This is a genomic window from Citrobacter sp. wls708 (genome assembly GCF_005281255.1).
Classification (GTDB): Bacteria; Pseudomonadota; Gammaproteobacteria; order Enterobacterales; family Enterobacteriaceae; genus Citrobacter; species Citrobacter werkmanii.
Map to the genome: position 1 here is coordinate 688921 of NZ_SZXE01000015.1, position 19102 is coordinate 708022.

Consider the following 19102-nt stretch of genomic DNA (forward strand, 5'->3'; position numbering starts at 1 on the left):
TAACAGGAGTCTTCCTTATGGCGAATTTTTTTATTGAGCGCCCAGTCTTCGCCTGGGTTCTTGCTATTATCATGATGTTAAGCGGCATTATTGCCATCACTCAGTTGCCCATCGCCCAATACCCCAGCATTGCTCCACCTGCGATAACAATCACCGCGACTTACCCAGGCGCGGATGCACAGACCGTGCAAAACTCGGTGACGCAGATTATTGAACAGAATATGAATGGTCTGGATGGATTAATGTATATGTCCTCTACCAGCGATGCCTCCGGTAATGCGGTCATGACCCTCACGTTCGAATCGGGAACCAATCCAGATATCGCTCAGGTCCAGGTACAAAATAAACTCCAACTGGCGATGCCATCACTTCCGCAGCAAGTACAACAACAAGGTATCAGTGTTGATAAAGCAAGTAGCAACATTTTACTTGTTGCCGCATTTATTTCAGATGATGGGTCGCTTAACCAATACGATATTGCCGATTATGTCGCGTCAAATATCAAAGATCCTCTCAGCAGAATCGCAGGGGTGGGTAGCATTCAGTTATTTGGTTCACAGCATGCCATGCGTATTTGGCTAGATCCGATAAAACTCAATCAATACCAACTTGTCCCTCAGGACATCATTCAAGAAATCAAAGTACAAAATAACCAAATATCCGGAGGGCAATTAGGTGGTGCGCCTCAGGCGAATAATCAGCAACTGAACGCCTCCATTATCGTTCAGACCCGGCTGCAAAATACTGATGAATTTGGAAATATTCTTCTGAAAGTTCAACAGGATGGCTCGCGAGTTACGCTGAATGACGTTGCCCATATCGAGCTGGGTGCTGAAAGTTATGGCACCGTTGCGAAGTACAATGGGAACCCCGCAGCAGGAATTGCGATTAAATTAGCGACCGGCGCGAATGCCCTTGATACTGCCAAATTAGTAAAAGAGGAAATATCCCGACTTTCCCCCTGGTTTCCCTATGGGCTCAAAACAGTTTATCCCTATGATACAACCCCTTTTATTCAGATATCGATACAAGAAGTAGTTAAAACTCTGGTTGAAGCTATTGTTTTAGTTTTCATCGTTATGTATCTATTCTTACAAAATTTTCGGGCAACACTTATTCCAACAATTGCAGTCCCGGTTGTCATATTAGGCACCTTTGCAGTGCTCGCCATAGCCGGCTTTACCATCAATACTCTGACCATGTTTGGCCTTGTTCTGGCTATTGGCCTGCTCGTTGATGATGCGATTGTGGTTGTCGAAAATGTTGAACGCGTGATTGCCGAAGAACACCTTTCGCCAAAAGAGGCCACACATAAATCGATGTCGCAAATTCAGGGGGCGCTGGTGGGAATTGTTCTTGTCCTCTCAGCGGTATTTGTACCAATGGCGTTACTGGGTGGCTCCACCGGTGAGATATACCGGCAATTCTCAGTAACTATTGTTGCCGCCATGGCGCTTTCCTTATTAACCGCCTTGTCATTAACCCCCGCACTGTGCGCCACATTGATCAAGCCGGTTCATCCAGATTCCCCCCACTCTCCACCACGTTTTTTCGCGTTGTTTAACCAGTACTTTGAGCGTTTTACTCAACATTACAGCGACAGTACACGCAAAATACTGCGAGTAACGTCTCGATATATCTTTCTGTATTTATTGATTATTATTACCATGATAGTGCTTTTTCTGCGCATTCCAACCTCGTTTTTACCTGAGGAAGATCAGGGCGTTTTGCTGACCATGGCACAGTTGCCGCCTGGCGCGACGCTGGTAAAAACCAATCAGGTACTTGCAGATGTAAGCCGCTACTACCTGGAACAGGAAAAAAAGAATGTGGAATCGGTCTTTACGGTTAGCGGTTTTGGATTCAGTGGGCAAGGTCAGAACAATGGCCTGGCTTTTGTCAGTCTGAAACCCTGGTCTGAGCGCACAGCCAGTACTGACGGTATTAATGCAATTATTCAACGTGCGGTTAAAGCACTAAGTACCATCAATCAGGCTATTGTCTATCCTTTCAATCTACCCGCCGTACCTGAACTTGGAACGGCCTCAGGGTTTGATCTGGAACTTATTGATAAAGCCAATCTGGGTCATCAAAAACTCACTCAGGCAAGAAATCAGCTCCTGGGAATGGCAAAACAGCATCCCGAACAGGTAGTCGGCGTTCGCCCCAATGGACTGGAGGATACCCCCATGTTCAGGGTACAGGTCAATGCAGCAAAAGCAGAATCCATGGGAGTCTCTCTCAGCGATATTAATCAAACGATCTCAACCGCTTTTGGTAGCAGCTACGTTAACGACTTTCTGGATAACGGACGCGTCAAAAAGGTCTTTGTGCAGGCAGCCATCCCCTACCGCATGCTGCCTGAAAATATTAATAGTTGGTATGTTCGTAACGCATCAGGAGATATGGTTCCGTTTAGCGCTTTTGCCTACACAGAATGGACTTATGGATCACCGCGTCTTGAACGCTATAACGGTTCCCCTTCGATGGAGATTCTTGGCGAAGCCGCGCCAGGTAAAAGTACCGGTGATGCCATGGCATTTATGGTCTCGCTCATTGAAAAGCTACCTGCTGGCATCGGATATGACTGGACAGGAATGTCTTATCAGGAGCGCTTATCCACTGAACAGGCCCCTATGCTGTACTTTATTTCAATCATTGTTGTTTTTCTGTGTCTGGCTGCGCTCTATGAAAGCTGGTCAATTCCATTTGCAGTAATGCTGGTTGTTCCACTTGGTGTTGTTGGAGCGTTGTTAGCGACCTGGCTACGCGGATTAACCAATGATGTTTATTTTCAGGTAGGTCTTTTGACCACGATTGGGTTATCCGCCAAAAATGCAATTTTGATTGTGGAATTTGCCGTTGAAATTATGCAAAAACAGGGGAAAAGCGATATCGAAGCAACATTGGATGCAGCACGTATGCGCCTAAGACCGATCCTGATGACCTCTCTGGCATTCATTCTTGGTGTGCTTCCATTGGTCATTAGTCATGGTGCGGGCTCGGGTGCGCAAAATGCGGTAGGAACAGGTGTGATGGGCGGGATGATAGCAGCAACCATTCTGGCGATATTTTTTGTTCCAGTATTTTTTATTGTTGTACATCGTTTGTTCACAAAAATAACAACAACAAAAGAAACCAAGAATAATCATTAAGATTTATTTATTAAAATACAACTGAGATATCTTTTGAAATGTATGTCGATATTATTTAGGATTATACAGGCATCAGTACATACTGATCCCCTGAGAACATATTTAGCTATGCTTCCATTTTTACTGCCCGAAAGGGCAGTTTTTTTATATCTTAATGACCCCGTTACCGGGGCCTGGTGATAATATTATCTGAGGCTGTAATGCTATGGCTTACGAAACTGATTGGCAATAAATACGCAGCTAATCCCACTCAACATTAGTTCAATACCCGTTACCATTGACACCATATAAATTGATGCCTGCGGTGCAGCAGTAATAAAACACCATGCAATAAAAAGATCCACAATACCGATCACCCCTTGCAACCATACTTTTTTATCTTTACGCCACTTAAAAAATGTGGTCAGTCGAATAACGCCTCCCAGACAAAACAGACACGCTAAAAATGTTGCAATAGCAAAAATTCCCAACTCGGGTGCCGTAATGAAAAAATAGCCCATCAAAAAATATGCGATACTGACGACTACCCCAGAAACAACGGGCCAAAAGTTATGCACCCTGTTCTTAAACATACCTATCGCCAATGCCACACCGCTACACATCAAAATTACGCCGACAATAATACTCAGTACACCTCCGGATACATACGGAAAAAGGATAAAAAGTACACCACCTAAGAACATCAGGCATGCCAGAAACTTAAGAAATCTCCGCTGTTTAACCAGCACATCATCGTCAAGCTTAGATAAAATATCTCGTGTTACATTTAACATTTGCTTCTCCTGTTAGCCAGAGTTCTACTGACAACATTAATTTATGCTAAATATCTTTAATAAATAACATATCGTTAATAATATAGTCTGATAACTTCATCTTAAACAAAGTGCAACTCTTTAAAATAAAAAGAAAATATTGAGCATATAAAAAAATCGGTTTCATTCAAAATATGACATTTATGCGGTTCCAGGATATATATTAATAGTCGCAATGAGACTTTCCACCCGTCGATATTAATTGATACAACAAGAGGTACCTTAGATGAATAAAACATTAAGCATTGTCGTTGGCTCTCTACTCATTATCCCTGCGTTAAGTCAGGCGGCAGACAGTCACAAGCCAGTCAGCCAGTGGACATGTGAGGATTTTCTTGCCACAGATGCCACCTTCCAACCCACCGTTGTTGGCTTTGCTGAGGCCCTGAATAAGAAAGACAAACCGGAAGATGCGGTACTGGATGTTAAAGGTGTTGAAACTGTGACTCCTGCGCTGGTTCAGGCATGTATGCAGGATAAAAAAGCCAATTTTAAGAAAAAAGCCGATAGTGAGTGGGATAAAATCAAAAAGGATCTGTAGTAAAGCCAACACCTATAGTTTTATTTATTGACATCACTGAAGCGAGGACTGTCCCCCAGCAGTTCCCGCTTCAGTAAATAGATTTGATTCAATACACCGCGAGGTTATATATGAAACGCGTACTCATCACATTTACTCCTCTATTATCATTATTAATGCTAAGTATCCCGTTGGCGCATTCGGCAGAAAACAGTCCTGACAAAATGACCTGTCAGGAGTTTATCAATCTGAATCCCAAAGCAATGCTTCCTGTCGCATGGTGGATGCTTAATGAAGAAACGGTTTATAAAGGAGGAGACTCAGTCTCTTTGAATGAAACCGATCTTACCAGCATCCCGCAAGTTATTGAATATTGCAAACATAACCCGCAATTAAAATTGTATTCATTCAAAGATAAATAATTATCTGTCAAAACAACAAGTCGTGATTAGCCCTTCGTACTAAGAATAGCTAAAACACATCATCTTTATAGACCTTAAGCAAGGGGCACAGGAGATATGGGAATATTACCTGTACAGTTTCAGATACTGGATCCAGCTAATACAGCATTTATGCTGTTGTGCACCAGTCTGGTCATGTTAATGACACCGGGGCTTGCTTTTTTTTACGGTGGTTTAGTCCAGCGTAAAGGCATACTCACCATTATGTTTCAAAGTTTTGTATCGATGAGCTGGGTAGCGATACTGTGGTTTTCTGTCGGTTATTCTTTAGCCTTTGGTCCTAGTCTAAATGGTATTATCGGCGATCCACTTCACTATGCTTTTTTAGATAATATCAATGCCAACACGCTGTTTACCGGTAATAACGCCGGGATCCCCCTTCTGGTTCATTTTGTTTACCAAATGATGTTCGCTATTATCACCCCAGCCCTGATCACTGGCGCTTTTGTTGGCAGGGTGAAGTTCAAGGCATATTTGATATTTATTACTCTATGGACCTTATTCGTTTATTGTCCGTTTGTACATATGGTCTGGAGCCCACAAGGCGTAATGGCTAAATGGGGGGTGGTTGATTTTGCCGGTGGTATCGTCGTCCATGCAACAGCTGGATTCGCGGCGCTGGCCTCTGCTTTATACGTTGGGCGACGAGTCATTCAACCTGATGGTAGCCATAACATTCCTTATATCGCTCTGGGTGCAGGATTGCTCTGGTTTGGCTGGTATGGTTTTAACGCAGGCTCAGAATTACAGGTTAACACTATTACCGTTTCCGCTTTTGTCACCACCGATATTGCTGCTGCTTTTGCGGGAGCAACATGGCTATTAATTGAAAAAATGCACACCGGCAAACCTAAGTTCGTAGGTTTCCTGACCGGGGCCGTCGCAGGTCTTGCCACCATCACACCTGCAGCAGGATATGTTTCAATTCATTCTGCCGCATTTATTGGCATTGTTGCCGGTTTTATCTGCTATTACTGCGCACTACTCGTTAAAAAATATGTCGATGATGCACTGGACGTTTTTGGCGTACATGGTATGGGTGGGATTACTGGTTCTATTCTACTCGGTGTTTTTGCCTCTCAGGCCTGGAACAGCAAAGGGCCATCAGGATTGCTGGAAGGTGGTGGAATATTGCAGGTTGCGAAACAACTTGCCGCAGTACTGATTACCAGCATATGGTCTTTTATCTTTACTCTGCTCATTTTATGGATAATTAATAAAGTTACCCCAGTGCGAATTTCAACCAATGACGCGCGCCAATCTCCTGATTATTCAGCATTTGGCGAAGATGCTTATGCCCCTTCAGGTAAGGAGTAATTAATGAAACTTAGCCCCAGAGAAATAGAGAAAATAATGGTTTATTCACTTGCCAGTGTGGCTCAAATCAGGAAAGAAAAAGGAATAAAATTAAATTATCCAGAAGCCGTTGCTATTATTGCGTCAACAGCCATGGAGAGTGCCAGAGAAGGAAATGATCTGGAAACCGTCATGAATAAATCAAGAGATATTCTGAGTAAAGATGACGTCATGGAAGGCGTCGCAGATCTTATCCCACAAATACAAGTTGAAGCTATTTTTACCGATGGTAGCAGACTGATAACTGTGCACGATCCTATTCGTTAATGGCAGGAGAAACGGACTATGTCTGAAGATAAAAATGCAATACCTGTACCCTATGGTGGCTACGTTTTACACGATACCCCTGTTTCATTTAATACAGAGAAACCTGTAACAAAAGTACGTGTCAAGAATACGGGAGATCGCCCTGTTCAGGTAGGCTCACATTTTCATTTTTTTGAGGTTAACAAAGAACTAGAGTTTGATCGTGAAAGTGCACTGGGTAAACGCTTAAACATTACGGCTACGACTGCAATACGCTTTGAACCAGGTGATGAAATAGAGGTAGAACTCATCCCCTATAGTGGTAATAACGATATTTTGGGATTTAATAATCTTGTCGATATGACTGGTCAACAGCTCGCTGACGTCATAAATGATCCAATAAAATTGAAATCACTAATTGATAACGCCCGGCAAGCCGGCTTCAAAATGCCAAACCGTCCCAGCTAAGGATCTCTTATGCCAACTATATCCAGAAAGGAATATTCCAGTCTGTTTGGTCCAACGACCGGTGATAAAATTCGTTTAGGTGAAACTGATTTATATATTGAAATCGAAAAAGATTTACGTGGTTATGGTGACGAATCAGTCTATGGTGGAGGAAAATCTCTACGTGATGGAATGGGCGCGAATAATCAGTATTCCCGTGACCAGGGGGTCCTCGATCTGGTTATTACAAATGTCACGATAGTTGATGCAAAACTTGGTGTGATTAAAGCGGATGTAGGCATTAAGGATGGACTGATCTCGGGAATTGGTAAAAGCGGTAACCCCGCAATTATGTCCGGCATAACACCTGGAATGACGGTTGGGCTTAGTACCGATGCTATATCAGGCGAGCATTTGATTCTGACTGCGGCAGGCATCGACTCCCACATTCATCTCATCTCACCTCAGCAAGCTTATGCGGCATTGTCTAACGGTGTTACCACCTTCTTCGGTGGAGGTATAGGACCCACTGATGGTACGAATGGAACCACAGTGACTGCCGGTCCTAAGAATATGCGTGCTATGTTACGCGCATGGGAAGGAATTCCGGTCAATATTGGTCTCCTGGGCAAAGGCAATGCCTACAATAAAGCGCCTCTCGAAGAGCAAATCATTGCCGGTGCAGTTGGGCTAAAAGTACATGAAGACTGGGGCGCGACGCCAAATGCGCTTCGACATGCGCTTCGCACCGCCGATGCTATGGATATTCAGGTTTCTGTACACACTGACAGTCTCAACGAAGCAGGATATGTCGAGAATACGATTGCCGCCTTTGAAGGAAGAACAATTCACACTTTTCATACAGAAGGCGCTGGCGGTGGTCATGCCCCGGATATTATTAAGGTCGCCAGCCAACCAAACGTCCTGCCAAGTTCCACCAATCCAACACTACCTTTTGGGATCAACAGCCAGGCAGAACTGTTCGATATGATTATGGTGTGCCACAACCTCAATCCTAACGTGGCTGCCGATGTTTCATTTGCAGAAAGCCGCGTTCGTCCTGAGACCATTGCAGCAGAAAATATCCTGCATGATATGGGCGTAATATCTATGTTCTCCAGCGATTCTCAGGCTATGGGACGCGTGGGCGAAAACTGGCTTCGCCTGGTACAAACTGCGCATGCCATGAAAGTTGCTCGCGGAAAATTACCGGAAGATAGTCCAAATAATGATAATTTCCGCGTTCTCCGATACGTCGCCAAAATTACGATTAACCCGGCCATTACGCAAGGCGTTAGTCATATTATTGGTTCTGTCGAAGTGGGTAAGATGGCTGACCTGGTACTCTGGGAACCACAATTTTTTGGGGCCAAACCAAAACTCATTATTAAAGGGGGAATGATTAACTGGTCTTTAATGGGTGACCCTAACGCTTCGCTGCCTACTCCTCAGCCAGTATTTTATCGCCCTATGTTTGGTGCAATGGGAAAAACCCTGCAGGATACCTGCCTTACTTTCGTATCACAGGCAGCCTTTGATGATGACGTTAAAGAAAAAGCGGGTCTTGAAAGACAGGTTGTCGCAGTCCAAAACTGTCGAAATATCAGTAAACACAATCTTATCAGAAATAATGCGACCCCAAAAATTGACGTCAACCCAGAGACATTCGCCGTCAAAGTTGATGGTGTGCACGCTACCTGCCAACCCATTCAAACTGCGGTAATGAATCAAAAATATTTCTTTGGTTAATAGGAAAATAGCTATGTACTTAATTGAAAAAACTCTCGGGAATATCAATTCTCGTGGCGAGCTTGACCTCTCTGCTGAAGGTATTAAACATGATGTGTTGGTACTCGAACAATGGGAAGCACAAAAAAGTCGTTGCCGAAAAAAAAGTCAATTCGGCTACGATATCGGTTTATCTCTGGACCGTCATCTCCGTCTTAATGATGGCGACATTCTTTTATATGACAAAAATAACCGTTATTTACTTACTGTAAAAATACAGCTCCGACGCGTGATGATTGTCGACCTGGGATTATTTGGCGTAGAGAAAATTACCGACCTTCTCACCCGTGCTTTTGAATTAGGTCATGCTCTAGGGAATCAGCACTGGAAGGCCGTCATAAAAGGATACTGCGTTTTTATTCCTATTGTTGTTGCTGATAAAATGTTGGCTTCGGTAATGAAATCTCATGGGTATACAGAAGGTCAATATTACTTCACTGAAGGTGAAAAAGTCATTCCACTCTTAACCCCATCTGAGTCAAGACTTCTGTTTGGCGGTACTGAAGAAGCGCATACACATGTACACATTGATCACTAACGTAATAGGATTGCCGAATATGCCAGATAGTTCATACAGATTACTGAACATTGCACGAATACTGCAGTTTGGAGATTCGGTCCTTCCTGTCGGGGCATTTACTTTTTCCTGCGGGGTTGAGTCTGCAATTTCATGCGGAATTGTCTATGACGACAAGACCCTCAAACAATATGTCTGTACAGCACTTTTGCAGACTGCAAAATGTGATGCTGTCGCGCAAATACAAAGCATGCGCGCCTGCCGCAATAACAAGTTAAGTGAGCTTATCTCTATTGATAATGATGTAATCAGTAGAAAACTATCACCTGAATCCCGATTAATGACCCAAAGAATGGGTAAAAAATTAACTGAGCTTGCAGCGGCTATTTACCATGATCGGGTATTTGACTGGTGGCTTGAACAAATTCGTCAAGGCCGTGTTAATGGCACTTATCCTGTCTCTCATGCTTTGTTGATGCATCGTTTAGAGCTTGATGAAGAAGCTATGCTGGTCATGCATTTTTATGGTGTAGCGATGACTATTCTAAGTGCGGCGCAAAGATTAATGAGGATTACGCATCTGGATAGCCAAAAAATCCTGGCTGAGGCCACGTTACTTTTTCCTGATTATGCTGAAATGGCGCTTAACACCCGTCCGGAAGAGATGTCTTCATTTTCTCCGGTAGTCGATATTCTGGCGGCTATCCACGTCGATGCCCATGTACGTTTATTTATGAATTAACTGAGGTTTGTAATGAAGAAAATTACCCGGATTGGTATTGGTGGTCCCGTAGGTTCTGGAAAAACGGCTATTATTGAAGTTATTACTCCTGTTCTTATTCATCGGGGATATAAACCCCTGATCGTAACCAATGATGTTGTTACAACAGAAGATGCAAAGCAGGTCAAAAGGACATTAAAAGGAATATTAGAAGAAGAAAAAATCATTGGTGTTGAAACAGGGGCATGCCCACATACCGCAGTACGTGAAGATCCCAGTATGAATATTGCTGCCGTTGAAGAAATGGAAGACAAATTTCCAGATAGCGATTTAATAATGATTGAAAGCGGTGGTGATAATCTCACCCTCACCTTCAGCCCTGCATTAGCAGACTTTTATATTTATGTCATTGACGTAGCAGAAGGGGAAAAAATCCCACGTAAAAATGGTCCAGGCCTGGTACAGGCGGATATTTTGGTTATCAATAAAATTGATTTAGCACCATATGTCGGTGCCAGTCTTGAGGTAATGGAATCGGATACCCGTCATGTCAGAAATAGTCGCCCTTATATTTTAACTAACTGTAAAACGGGTGAAGGTATTGAGCAGCTTGTCGACATGATTGAGCGTGATTTTTTATTTGGCCATACGATTAAAGGAAAGCTGGATGACTCACCCACAGAATTTGAATAACCTGGTGGAAAAGGCCGGGATGTGTTGGGAGAAGCAGATCCCTGTAGAATATCGTCAGCAGCCCGAGCAAATGCCCAGCGGAGCGATCGGGAAGGATGGTTTTTTATATCTCAGCTTTACCCGTTCCGGGAGCAAAAGCATTCTTCATCGTATGGAAAAACGAACACCATTGTTTGCCCAAAAGGCCTTGTATCATGACGAAGCGCTGCCCGCTCTTCCCTGCGTGACCGTGATCTCAACTTCAGGCTGTGTGCTACAAGGGGATCGCATGGTGTTATCCATTAATGTGGGTGAAAATGCTTTCGCCAGCGTCAGTACCCAATCAGCCACCAAAGTGCATTCCATGGATAAAAACTATGGGGCACAGCTTCAAATTATTCAGCTGAACGAAAATGCTTATCTGGAATATCTACCCGACCCTTTAATCCTGCACCGCAACGCAAGATTTATTAACGATACCGTGATTGAATATAAAAGAAGCGCAACACTTATTTATTCAGAAATCATTATACCAGGCCGTCGTTATCACCATGAAAATGAGCTTAACGGTTTTGACTATTATTCATCAAATGTAACTGCAAAAGATGAGTCCGGACACGTTGTTTTTAAGGAGCAAATTGCGCTAAAACCCAGAGAGCATCCAATGACAGATATCGGAGTTATGGGAGATTTTCAGGTTCTCGGTACCATTTTTATATTAACCCCAATAGAAAATATATCATCCATTCTGACAACTTTCCCTCCCCATTATGGCAAGGATTGTTGCTATGGTATGTCAACACTACCAGCAGAATCTGGTCTTGTATTTAAGATACTCGCTAATGACAGTGCCATTGTAAAAGAACATCTTCGCAAGGTTTGGGCTATGGTAAGAAAAATCGTTCTGAATGCAGAATTACCGCCACCGTTTATCTGGAAAAAATGATATCTTTAACAATCTCTACTGGTAAATAATGATGACAACACACCCCATTTCGTTATTCTGGAAGAATAATGCGGATAAGCATTATTCTCTCAAAATTATTGATATATCATTACGTGGTTGTGCTCAGGTAATGTTCCAAAATAATCCCATCACAGGGTTACTTTTTTTTATTGCTATATTTATTGCCGCTTATAACAATAACAACCCTTTAGCAGCATGGGGGTGTATAGTCGGAACTGTCCTGGCTTCGATAACAGGGGCAATAGCCCATGATGTTAAAAGTTGGCGGGATGGTCTCTATAGCTATAATGGCTGTCTGGTCGGCATCGCTATTCCTGTATTTATAACTGCGACTCCAATAATGTGGCTATGCCTGGTCGTTGGTAGTGTTATATCAGTTATTGCTACGGTATGCATTGCCGATATACTAAAAACATGGAAAATCGCCGCGCTAACGGCCCCATTCGTGCTGACAACCTGGGTAATTCTACTTGCCAGCTATGCTTTTCATAATATCTATGGCTCTGGTCTTCCTGCCCCTGAATTGTCACAACATTACATAGCAGCGTCTCAAAACCATTACTCAATTAGCTTTTTTATCGACGGTACACTACATGGGGTCTCACAAGTGTTTTTATTCCCTGGGATCCTTGCTAGTTTGTTCTTCATTGCTGGTCTGGCGGTAGAATCTGTCGTATGTGCCTGTTATGCCATCATTGGATCTTTTATTGCGACACTCCTTGCTTGTTATCTGGGAGCCAATCCTCACGAGATTGAGGCAGGATTGTATGCCTTTAGCGCCGTTCTCACATCAGTTGCACTGGGCACAGTCTTTAATCACCCTGGCTGGCAAGTCTTTATTTACACCGTTTCAGGAATTATCTTTACGGTCTTTATCCAGGCAGCAATGAATGTGCTTTTAATGCCTTTTGGCCTGCCGACCTTAACCATGCCGTTTGTTATTTCATCATGGTTATTCTTAGTTCCAAATAAAGAATTAATGCCAGAACATCGTCATTAATTAAATAATACGGTTGAGGTGAGAATATTTTAATTATTTCTGCATGTGTAATTTTCGTTTTAACTGCAGCACAGAGAGAATCATTATGATTGAAGAGTTTCTTTTACGGCTCATGTTAGCTAGTTTCTTAGGTGGCGTAATTGGTCTGGAACGTCAAATACGCGCCAAAGAAGCAGGAGTACGGACTCATATATTGATTGGTATTGGCAGTGCCATGTTCATGATTGTTTCTAAGTACGGTTTCTATGATGTTATTGGGCATGAACATATTGGATTAGACCCCAGCAGAATCGCAGCTCAGGTTGTCACAGGTGTTGGTTTTCTTGGCGCGGGAAATATTTTGGTCCAAAAACAAACCATTAGAGGTTTAACGACAGCCGCGGATGTGTGGGTCACTGCAGCAATAGGTCTGGTCATCGGCAGCGGAATGTACGAAGTCGGCATCGTGGGTACGATTATGGCACTCATCGTGCTGGAGTTCTTCCGTCAACTTACCTACCGCTTTTTAAATCATCACTTGCAACTACGCATACGTATTGCAGCAGGTGCAGCACAATCTGTTCTGGCCTGGATTACTGACCAGGGTTATCGCATACAAGTGCGTTCACTGGCTAAAGATACGGGTGAATGTTATGTACTTACGGCAAATTTAGAGTGCATAAAAGAAATCGATGTATTTCAGGTAATTTCTATGCTTAATAAAAACCCTGCTATTAAAGAGGTCTCTGTGGTGTAATGTAATAAATATTATGCTACATACAATAATAACTTGCTTTATTATTGTATGTGGTGCTTATTTTTGAGAATAGGATTAAACTATCATTTTAAAAGATACAGGCATGGTAAGCTGTGCTATACAATACTTGCCATTTCTGCACTTTAACAATTTAATCCTAATCTCGAAACACGAGATCCTGCATCTGGTTACTATAGATAACATGATATTTGATGTCGTACTAAATCACTCATTTTCCTGAGTTTCAGCAACAACATGATATTATACTTATGGCAATAGTAGGTCTTTAATGAGATATGCATTTCCTCAGCAATTGAGTAACATGATTTTTGCTGCAAAATGTAGGTAAGAATTTGATGCTGGCGACGAGAAAACGATAACTCTGGAGAGATATCAAGATTTTCATCGCAATTCAGCAAAGTAATGAAAGCATGCAGCGAAACGTTTCGATTGATAAAAACAACAGGGATATCTCCGAAACATCTTTTGATTCTAAATGGCGCAAGTATGAAAACCTTAGCTGGTTGTATCCTCTCCAGTTGATAATCTATACTGGTATAGAAAATGTTGTTGTTAAACGTATCAATTATCACTTTTACATTACGCTCTTCTATAGTGCAAAAGTCTTCAGCATGCTGAATATGGACAATAACGTCTGTTTTGATAAGGTGATAAATAGCCTGTAGCAACATAATATCTTTAGTAAATACCAGAAACACTACCCTCTCCTGCAATACATAACTTGATTAACAAATCTTATAGTTACTTAACGAAACTATCTATACAACATCGTTTCAAAATCATTTTATTACTGACAATATTGGGGAATACATGAATACTTCAGGCTGGCTACTTAAAGGAGGTGAAGCAAGTACATCCGTCTTCCACCTCGGCAGATATTGTAGCGAATGGAAAGCATCAACATACCCCTATGGAGAACCGAGCTTTCATATCGTTCTGGGCGGGGAATGCTGGCTGGATTTGTTAAACCAACAACCGCGTATCATGCTGGAACAAGGAGATATTCTGTTTTTTTTTAATAACTTCCCATTTTTTCTTACCTCCTCACCAGATACAAATATTGTTGACTTACCCCGCAGAAAGATGATTAAAATTGAAGATTCATCTTCTAATTCCACCGATCTGCTGTGTGGTTTCATCCAACCTAACTCTATCGCCAGTCAATTGCTGTTTGCCTTACTACCGGATATATATCTTATTAAGAAAAAAGATGACGTCAGTAACAAAATACACTCTCTATTTGAGTTATTAATGACAGAAGTTAATGCTTCTGCCGATGAAAATAATTGCATTATTGCCCATTTAACTGACGCTATTTTGCACTATGTGGTTAGTGAATCTACTTCTTTATATGACATTGATATAAATATACTGAATGCCGCTAATGATGAACCGTTAGCAAAATTAATTATTGCTATACTAGATAATCCTGAGCATTCATGGACACTGGACGATATGGCTCGCTTCACTTATATGTCACGCTCAACATTTATTCGCCGCATATTAAAAGCGACAAGCTATACACCGAACCTGGTATTGAGCAAACTAAGAATTTATGTGTCATTAAACATGCTCAGAAGGGGTATGAAAACAGAGGATATTTACAGCCACGTCGGGTATGAGTCATTGTCTGGATTCTACCAGGCATTCAAACGCGTTATGGGAACTGCACCCGGGGATTATCTATCTTCCTTCAAATAAAACGACCAGCGGGATGAATGTCAGGGGCTCGAGAAAAGCTCCGCATTCTGGCTTCCCACCGAAACTTAAGGTTATAATCCTTACAACGATTTTATTGGATTAGAAGCGACGATGACAAAACTTACCCTACAGGAACAGATGCTTAAGGCCGGTCTGGTCAGCAGCAAAAAAATGGCAAAAGTGCAGAGAACGGCGAAAAAATCGCGCATTCAGGCTCGTGAAGCCAGAGAAGCGGTGGAAGAGAATAAAAAAGCACAGACCGAGCGTGATAAACAGCTCAGCGAGCAGCAAAAGCAGGCTGCGCTGTCTAAAGAGTATAAAGCGCAGATCAAACAACTTATTGAAATGAATAAAATCACCATTTCTCGTGGCGATATTGGTTACAACTTCACTGATAATAACCTAATCAAAAAAGTCTATGTTGATAAAGTGACCCAGTCGCAGTTAATCAAGGGCCGTCTGGCCATTGCGCGTCTGACGGCTGAAAGCAGCAGCGATAGCGAATATGCCATCATTCCGGCTGTCGTCGCCGATAAAATCGCCCAGCGCGATGCAAGCTATATTGTATTAAATTGCGAGCTTAGCCAGGAAGCGAAGGACGAAGACGATCCGTATGCTGATTTTGTCGTCCCTGATGATTTGATGTGGTAAGAAAAACAAACAGATAATTCAGACTTCCGTCGCGTATTTCGGTGAGCGCTCGCGCCGCCACCGAAATACTGTCAACGTCTCTTCTTCTGGAACCTCGCCACTAAAACTTATAGTGTTCTTTGCTCAGCCCGTATTTTCTCATGCGTAAATACAGTTTTTTACGCGGGATTTGTAAATACTCCGCCACTTCATTAATGCGTCCCTGATGAATATTTAACGCCTCGGTAATAATCTGTCGCTCGTACTCCTCCACCCGGCGATCGAGCGGCGTCGGTTCAGGCATATGCAGCTGCGGATTTGCGGTTTCAGCCAGCGGAAGTAGCCCAACGGCAAAAAGCTCAGCGGCGTTCGCCAGCTCCCGAACATTACTTAACCACACGCGGCGCCGCATGCCTTTCAGGAGTTCCCCGTCAACGTCAGGTACCGGATGATTCAGGCGCAGACAGGCTTTCTGCAGATAATGGCGAAACAGGGGCTCAATATCATCGGGACGCTGTGATAACGGCTGACAGGCGATTTGCGTCATCGCGAAACAGTAATAGAGTTCGGCCACAATCTGGTTAGTTGCCGCCAGTTCCACCAGCGATGTGGCGCCAATGCCGATTAAGCGAAAAGGACGCCGCTCCTGGCTTTGCAGGTGCACCAGTTGGTGCTGCTGTTCGCGCGTCAGGCATTCAATATGGCTCAGGACCAGCGTACCGCCTTGCGCCTGGGCAATAAGGTCATTGAGTTGTCCCGCATTGCCTGGCGTCAATTCACCGCGGATAAACGGTTCCTCGGTGCTGCGCCCAAGCTGATGCAAATAACGGGCTCCCGTCATACGCCCCGTTCCCGCCTCGCCATAAAACCAGACGGCAATATCCGTTTCCGCCAGCTGCTGCAGACGCTGGCGGTACTGATTGACCCATTCGCTGTAACCGATCAGCTCAACCTGCAGCTTTTGCTGACAATAGTGGCGACGCGCAATCACCGATTTTCGCTGACGCAGCGCATCTTCTACCAACAACAGCAGTTTGCCGGGGTCAACCGGTTTTTGCAGAAAATCCCATGCCCCTTTTTTCACCGCTTCCACGGCCATCGGGACGTCGCCATGGCCGGTGATCAACAGGATCGGCAGCTGATTATCATCCTGATGAAACAACGTCATGAGATCGATTCCATTGCAGCCAGGCATACACACGTCGCTCAGGACAATCCCCGGCCAGTCGGCCTGTAGCCAATTTCGGGCGTCAAAAGGGTTACTGCATGCGTATACACGATAACCCTCCTGTTCAAGCAACAGCGTGTAAGCGTCGAGAACATCGGCATCGTCATCAATCAGCAAAACAGCATATTCATCACACAACATCGTTTACATCCGTCAGATTAAATTGCAGCACGACGCAGGCATTGCGCCCCGGCGTCGAGGCCAGGCGCAGCTCGCCGTTCATTTGCGTCATTAACGATACACAAATCGATAAACCAATACCGAGACCCACATCCTTACTGGTGGTAAACGGCTTTAATAGTGATGGCAACAACGCGCCTGGCCAGCCGGGGCCATTATCACAGACTAAGACACATAATCGGTGGCCTTCAGCCTGCCAGTGAACCTCTATTTCCGCGGCAGCCGGACAGGCATCCAGCGCATTTGCCAGTATGTTTACCAGTACCTGCTGAATACGCACTTCATCACCTGCCACCCACACACTGTGAGCAGGAAGCGTCAGCGTGCCTTGCTGCTTATGGCGCATAGCCAGCAGTTCCCAGGCAGCAGTAAACGTTTGTCGTAGATCGACCGGATGTAAAGGCGCGCCCGGCTCAGCCCGACGCGCAAACTGACGCAGCGAACGGATAATGGCATCGATGCGGGTAATCAGCCCCTCCGCTTTGGTTAACGTGCTTCTGGCCTGAGCGGATTGCCCCTGCTCAATTGCCCTTCCCGCCGTAAACAGGTACATCGACAGCGCATTCAGCGGTTGATTAATTTCGTGCGCCAGAGTGGTCATGGTCTGGCCGACCACCGCCAGTTTAGCCGTCTGGATCAGCTCATCCTGCGTCGCCCGGAGATCGGACTCAATCTCCTTACGCTCCGCCACTTCCTGCTCAAGCTGATTTTTTTGCGCATTCAACTGGCCCAGGGTATGGCGCAGCAGGCCCGCGATACGCCCCAATTCATCGCGCCCGTAAACCGGGATAGTGGCGTCCGTTCGCCCCAGACCGATTTGCACCACGGCCTGGTTGAGCGCGGTAAAACGCTTCACCAGCCGGGAACGAATGAAGTAGTGGTTAAGTCCCCAGGCGAGAAGGAGCGCCAGCAGCGTCGCCAACAGAATAAGTCCGCCGCTGACGCGAACAATTTGTTCCAGCCGCTGGTTAAACATCTGCATTTGCTGATGGCTACTTCCCAATTGCGCTTCAAGCAGTGTTCGAAAGCGCCCGAGCGTTGCCTCTCTGGCATGGTTGGCATCAATGAGCGCCTTTTGCGCAGCGACATAATCGCGCATCGTATCGGGCATTTTATTTTTCATCATCCCGATTTCCAGCAGTTCATCAATGGTTTGCCGCAGGGTTATGGTACTGGGCCAGTCATCGAGGGTACGGATGTTTTCATCGGCGGTTTTCTTCAGATTCTCCAGGTAGCGGATATGGTTCTCCACCAGCATCCCGTCGTCGCTGCCCGATTTCAGTTCATTAAGCCTGTCGCGTAAATCATCGACGATCTGATTTTCAATTCTTGCCAGGGTGTAAACCTGCTGCTGCTCGTTTTGCACCTCTCTGGCACGTTTGAGATACAGCGCCGCATCGCCACTTTTTGCCTCGATTTGATCCAACAACGTCCCCTGTTGCCAGGTAAAATCCTGCACCAGTGAATTCAGCTCGGTGTTAAAATCATCGTGTAGCCAGTCGATGCGTGCGGAGAGTTCACTCACTTTTTCACGCACGAGGAACATGTTGTAGAGCACCCGGTCCAGTTCCGCCATCAACGCCCGGCTGTCCTGCAAAATCACCGCCAGCTGCTGTTGCTCTGCGGGTTGTAGCCCCCGGCTCAGTGTCTCGATTTTATCCAGATGCGAAATTATCTGATTGCGCAGTTGCAGCCTCACCGTCGTGTTGGGGGCCAGCAGGAATTCATTAAGTTGATCCACAACCAGGTTAAGATTCCCTTCAATCAAAAAAGCGGAATGCACGCGCGGGAAGTAATCATCAAGCGAATAGCGTATCTGCGAGCTCTGCTCATGCCATGAGTACAAACTGACGCAGCTTACGCTCAACGTCAGTAGTGCGCCCGTCAGAAAGGCTCCCCGCAGGCTGCTGCTGATGTTGAGCTGCCGCAGGCGTTGCAGTATCG

At 44.5% G+C, this 19102-nt stretch carries 19 protein-coding genes; 15 read left to right on the forward strand and 4 right to left on the reverse strand.

Features of this window, described 5'->3' with window-relative positions; genetic code table 11:
* Positions 1-17 precede the first annotated feature (17 nt).
* On the forward strand, positions 18-3155 hold the full coding sequence (locus FDW97_RS08515) for an efflux RND transporter permease subunit (protein WP_137350905.1): 3138 nt from the start codon (positions 18-20) through the stop codon (positions 3153-3155).
* A 203-nt stretch (positions 3156-3358) separates the two neighbouring features.
* On the opposite strand, the gene FDW97_RS08520 is transcribed toward FDW97_RS08515, so the two are convergent.
* Positions 3359-3928: an HdeD family acid-resistance protein gene (locus FDW97_RS08520; protein ID WP_137350906.1), complete on the reverse strand. Its 570-nt coding sequence runs from the start codon at positions 3926-3928 to the stop codon at positions 3359-3361.
* Between the two features lie 265 nt (positions 3929-4193).
* Here FDW97_RS08520 and hdeA point away from each other — a divergent pair, with 265 nt between their 5' ends.
* The 12 genes from hdeA to FDW97_RS08580 all read left to right on the forward strand — a co-directional run bounded on the left by hdeA (position 4194) and on the right by FDW97_RS08580 (position 13398).
* Positions 4194-4508, forward strand: coding sequence for an acid-activated periplasmic chaperone HdeA (hdeA, locus tag FDW97_RS08525; protein ID WP_069325329.1), 315 nt, complete (start codon positions 4194-4196; stop codon positions 4506-4508).
* Positions 4509-4618: 110 nt separating this feature from the next.
* Positions 4619-4909, forward strand: coding sequence for an acid-activated periplasmic chaperone HdeB (hdeB, locus tag FDW97_RS08530; protein ID WP_137350907.1), 291 nt, complete (start codon positions 4619-4621; stop codon positions 4907-4909).
* 96 nt (positions 4910-5005) lie between these two features.
* Positions 5006-6265, forward strand: coding sequence for an ammonium transporter (locus FDW97_RS08535; protein WP_069325409.1), 1260 nt, complete (start codon positions 5006-5008; stop codon positions 6263-6265).
* Between the two features lie 3 nt (positions 6266-6268).
* Complete coding sequence (locus FDW97_RS08540) at positions 6269-6571, forward strand: urease subunit gamma (RefSeq protein ID WP_137350908.1); 303 nt, start codon at positions 6269-6271, stop codon at positions 6569-6571.
* Between the two features lie 18 nt (positions 6572-6589).
* On the forward strand, positions 6590-7018 hold the full coding sequence (locus FDW97_RS08545; protein ID WP_137350909.1) for an urease subunit beta: 429 nt from the start codon (positions 6590-6592) through the stop codon (positions 7016-7018).
* Positions 7019-7027: 9 nt separating this feature from the next.
* Positions 7028-8746: an urease subunit alpha gene (locus FDW97_RS08550; protein WP_137350910.1), complete on the forward strand. Its 1719-nt coding sequence runs from the start codon at positions 7028-7030 to the stop codon at positions 8744-8746.
* 13 nt (positions 8747-8759) lie between these two features.
* Positions 8760-9323: an urease accessory protein UreE gene (gene ureE, locus FDW97_RS08555; RefSeq protein ID WP_042307008.1), complete on the forward strand. Its 564-nt coding sequence runs from the start codon at positions 8760-8762 to the stop codon at positions 9321-9323.
* Between the two features lie 19 nt (positions 9324-9342).
* Positions 9343-10044: an urease accessory protein UreF gene (locus tag FDW97_RS08560; protein WP_137350966.1), complete on the forward strand. Its 702-nt coding sequence runs from the start codon at positions 9343-9345 to the stop codon at positions 10042-10044.
* Between the two features lie 12 nt (positions 10045-10056).
* Positions 10057-10716 carry an urease accessory protein UreG gene (gene ureG / locus FDW97_RS08565; protein WP_069325413.1) on the forward strand — a complete coding sequence of 220 codons (660 nt, stop codon included), beginning with the start codon at positions 10057-10059 and terminating at the stop codon, positions 10714-10716.
* Entirely contained in the window at positions 10691-11641 is a 951-nt protein-coding gene (locus FDW97_RS08570; RefSeq protein WP_137350911.1) for an urease accessory protein UreD, read from the forward strand. Before ureG ends, FDW97_RS08570 begins: the two co-directional genes overlap by 26 nt.
* A 31-nt stretch (positions 11642-11672) precedes the next feature.
* Positions 11673-12662, forward strand: coding sequence for an urea transporter (gene yut / locus FDW97_RS08575; RefSeq protein ID WP_137350967.1), 990 nt, complete (start codon positions 11673-11675; stop codon positions 12660-12662).
* An 85-nt stretch (positions 12663-12747) separates the two neighbouring features.
* Positions 12748-13398 (forward strand): MgtC/SapB family protein, encoded by a 651-nt coding sequence (locus tag FDW97_RS08580; RefSeq protein ID WP_137350912.1) that lies wholly within the window; start codon positions 12748-12750, stop codon positions 13396-13398.
* Positions 13399-13589: 191 nt separating this feature from the next.
* Here FDW97_RS08580 and FDW97_RS08585 read toward each other — a convergent pair whose 3' ends face one another.
* Positions 13590-14117 carry a helix-turn-helix transcriptional regulator gene (locus tag FDW97_RS08585; RefSeq protein WP_069325416.1) on the reverse strand — a complete coding sequence of 176 codons (528 nt, stop codon included), beginning with the start codon at positions 14115-14117 and terminating at the stop codon, positions 13590-13592.
* 112 nt (positions 14118-14229) lie between these two features.
* Between FDW97_RS08585 and FDW97_RS08590 the strand changes: the two genes are divergently transcribed.
* On the forward strand, positions 14230-15120 hold the full coding sequence (locus FDW97_RS08590) for an AraC family transcriptional regulator (RefSeq protein ID WP_110497266.1): 891 nt from the start codon (positions 14230-14232) through the stop codon (positions 15118-15120).
* Between the two features lie 111 nt (positions 15121-15231).
* Positions 15232-15771, forward strand: coding sequence for a DUF2058 domain-containing protein (locus FDW97_RS08595; RefSeq protein ID WP_137350913.1), 540 nt, complete (start codon positions 15232-15234; stop codon positions 15769-15771).
* Positions 15772-15871: 100 nt separating this feature from the next.
* Here the strand turns inward: FDW97_RS08595 and pgtA are convergent, their stop codons facing one another.
* Positions 15872-17119, reverse strand: coding sequence for a two-component system response regulator PgtA (gene pgtA / locus FDW97_RS08600; RefSeq protein WP_038642409.1), 1248 nt, complete (start codon positions 17117-17119; stop codon positions 15872-15874).
* Entirely contained in the window at positions 17109-19100 is a 1992-nt protein-coding gene (gene pgtB, locus FDW97_RS08605; protein WP_170973253.1) for a two-component system sensor histidine kinase PgtB, read from the reverse strand. Before pgtB ends, pgtA begins: the two co-directional genes overlap by 11 nt.
* Positions 19101-19102 lie beyond the last annotated feature (2 nt).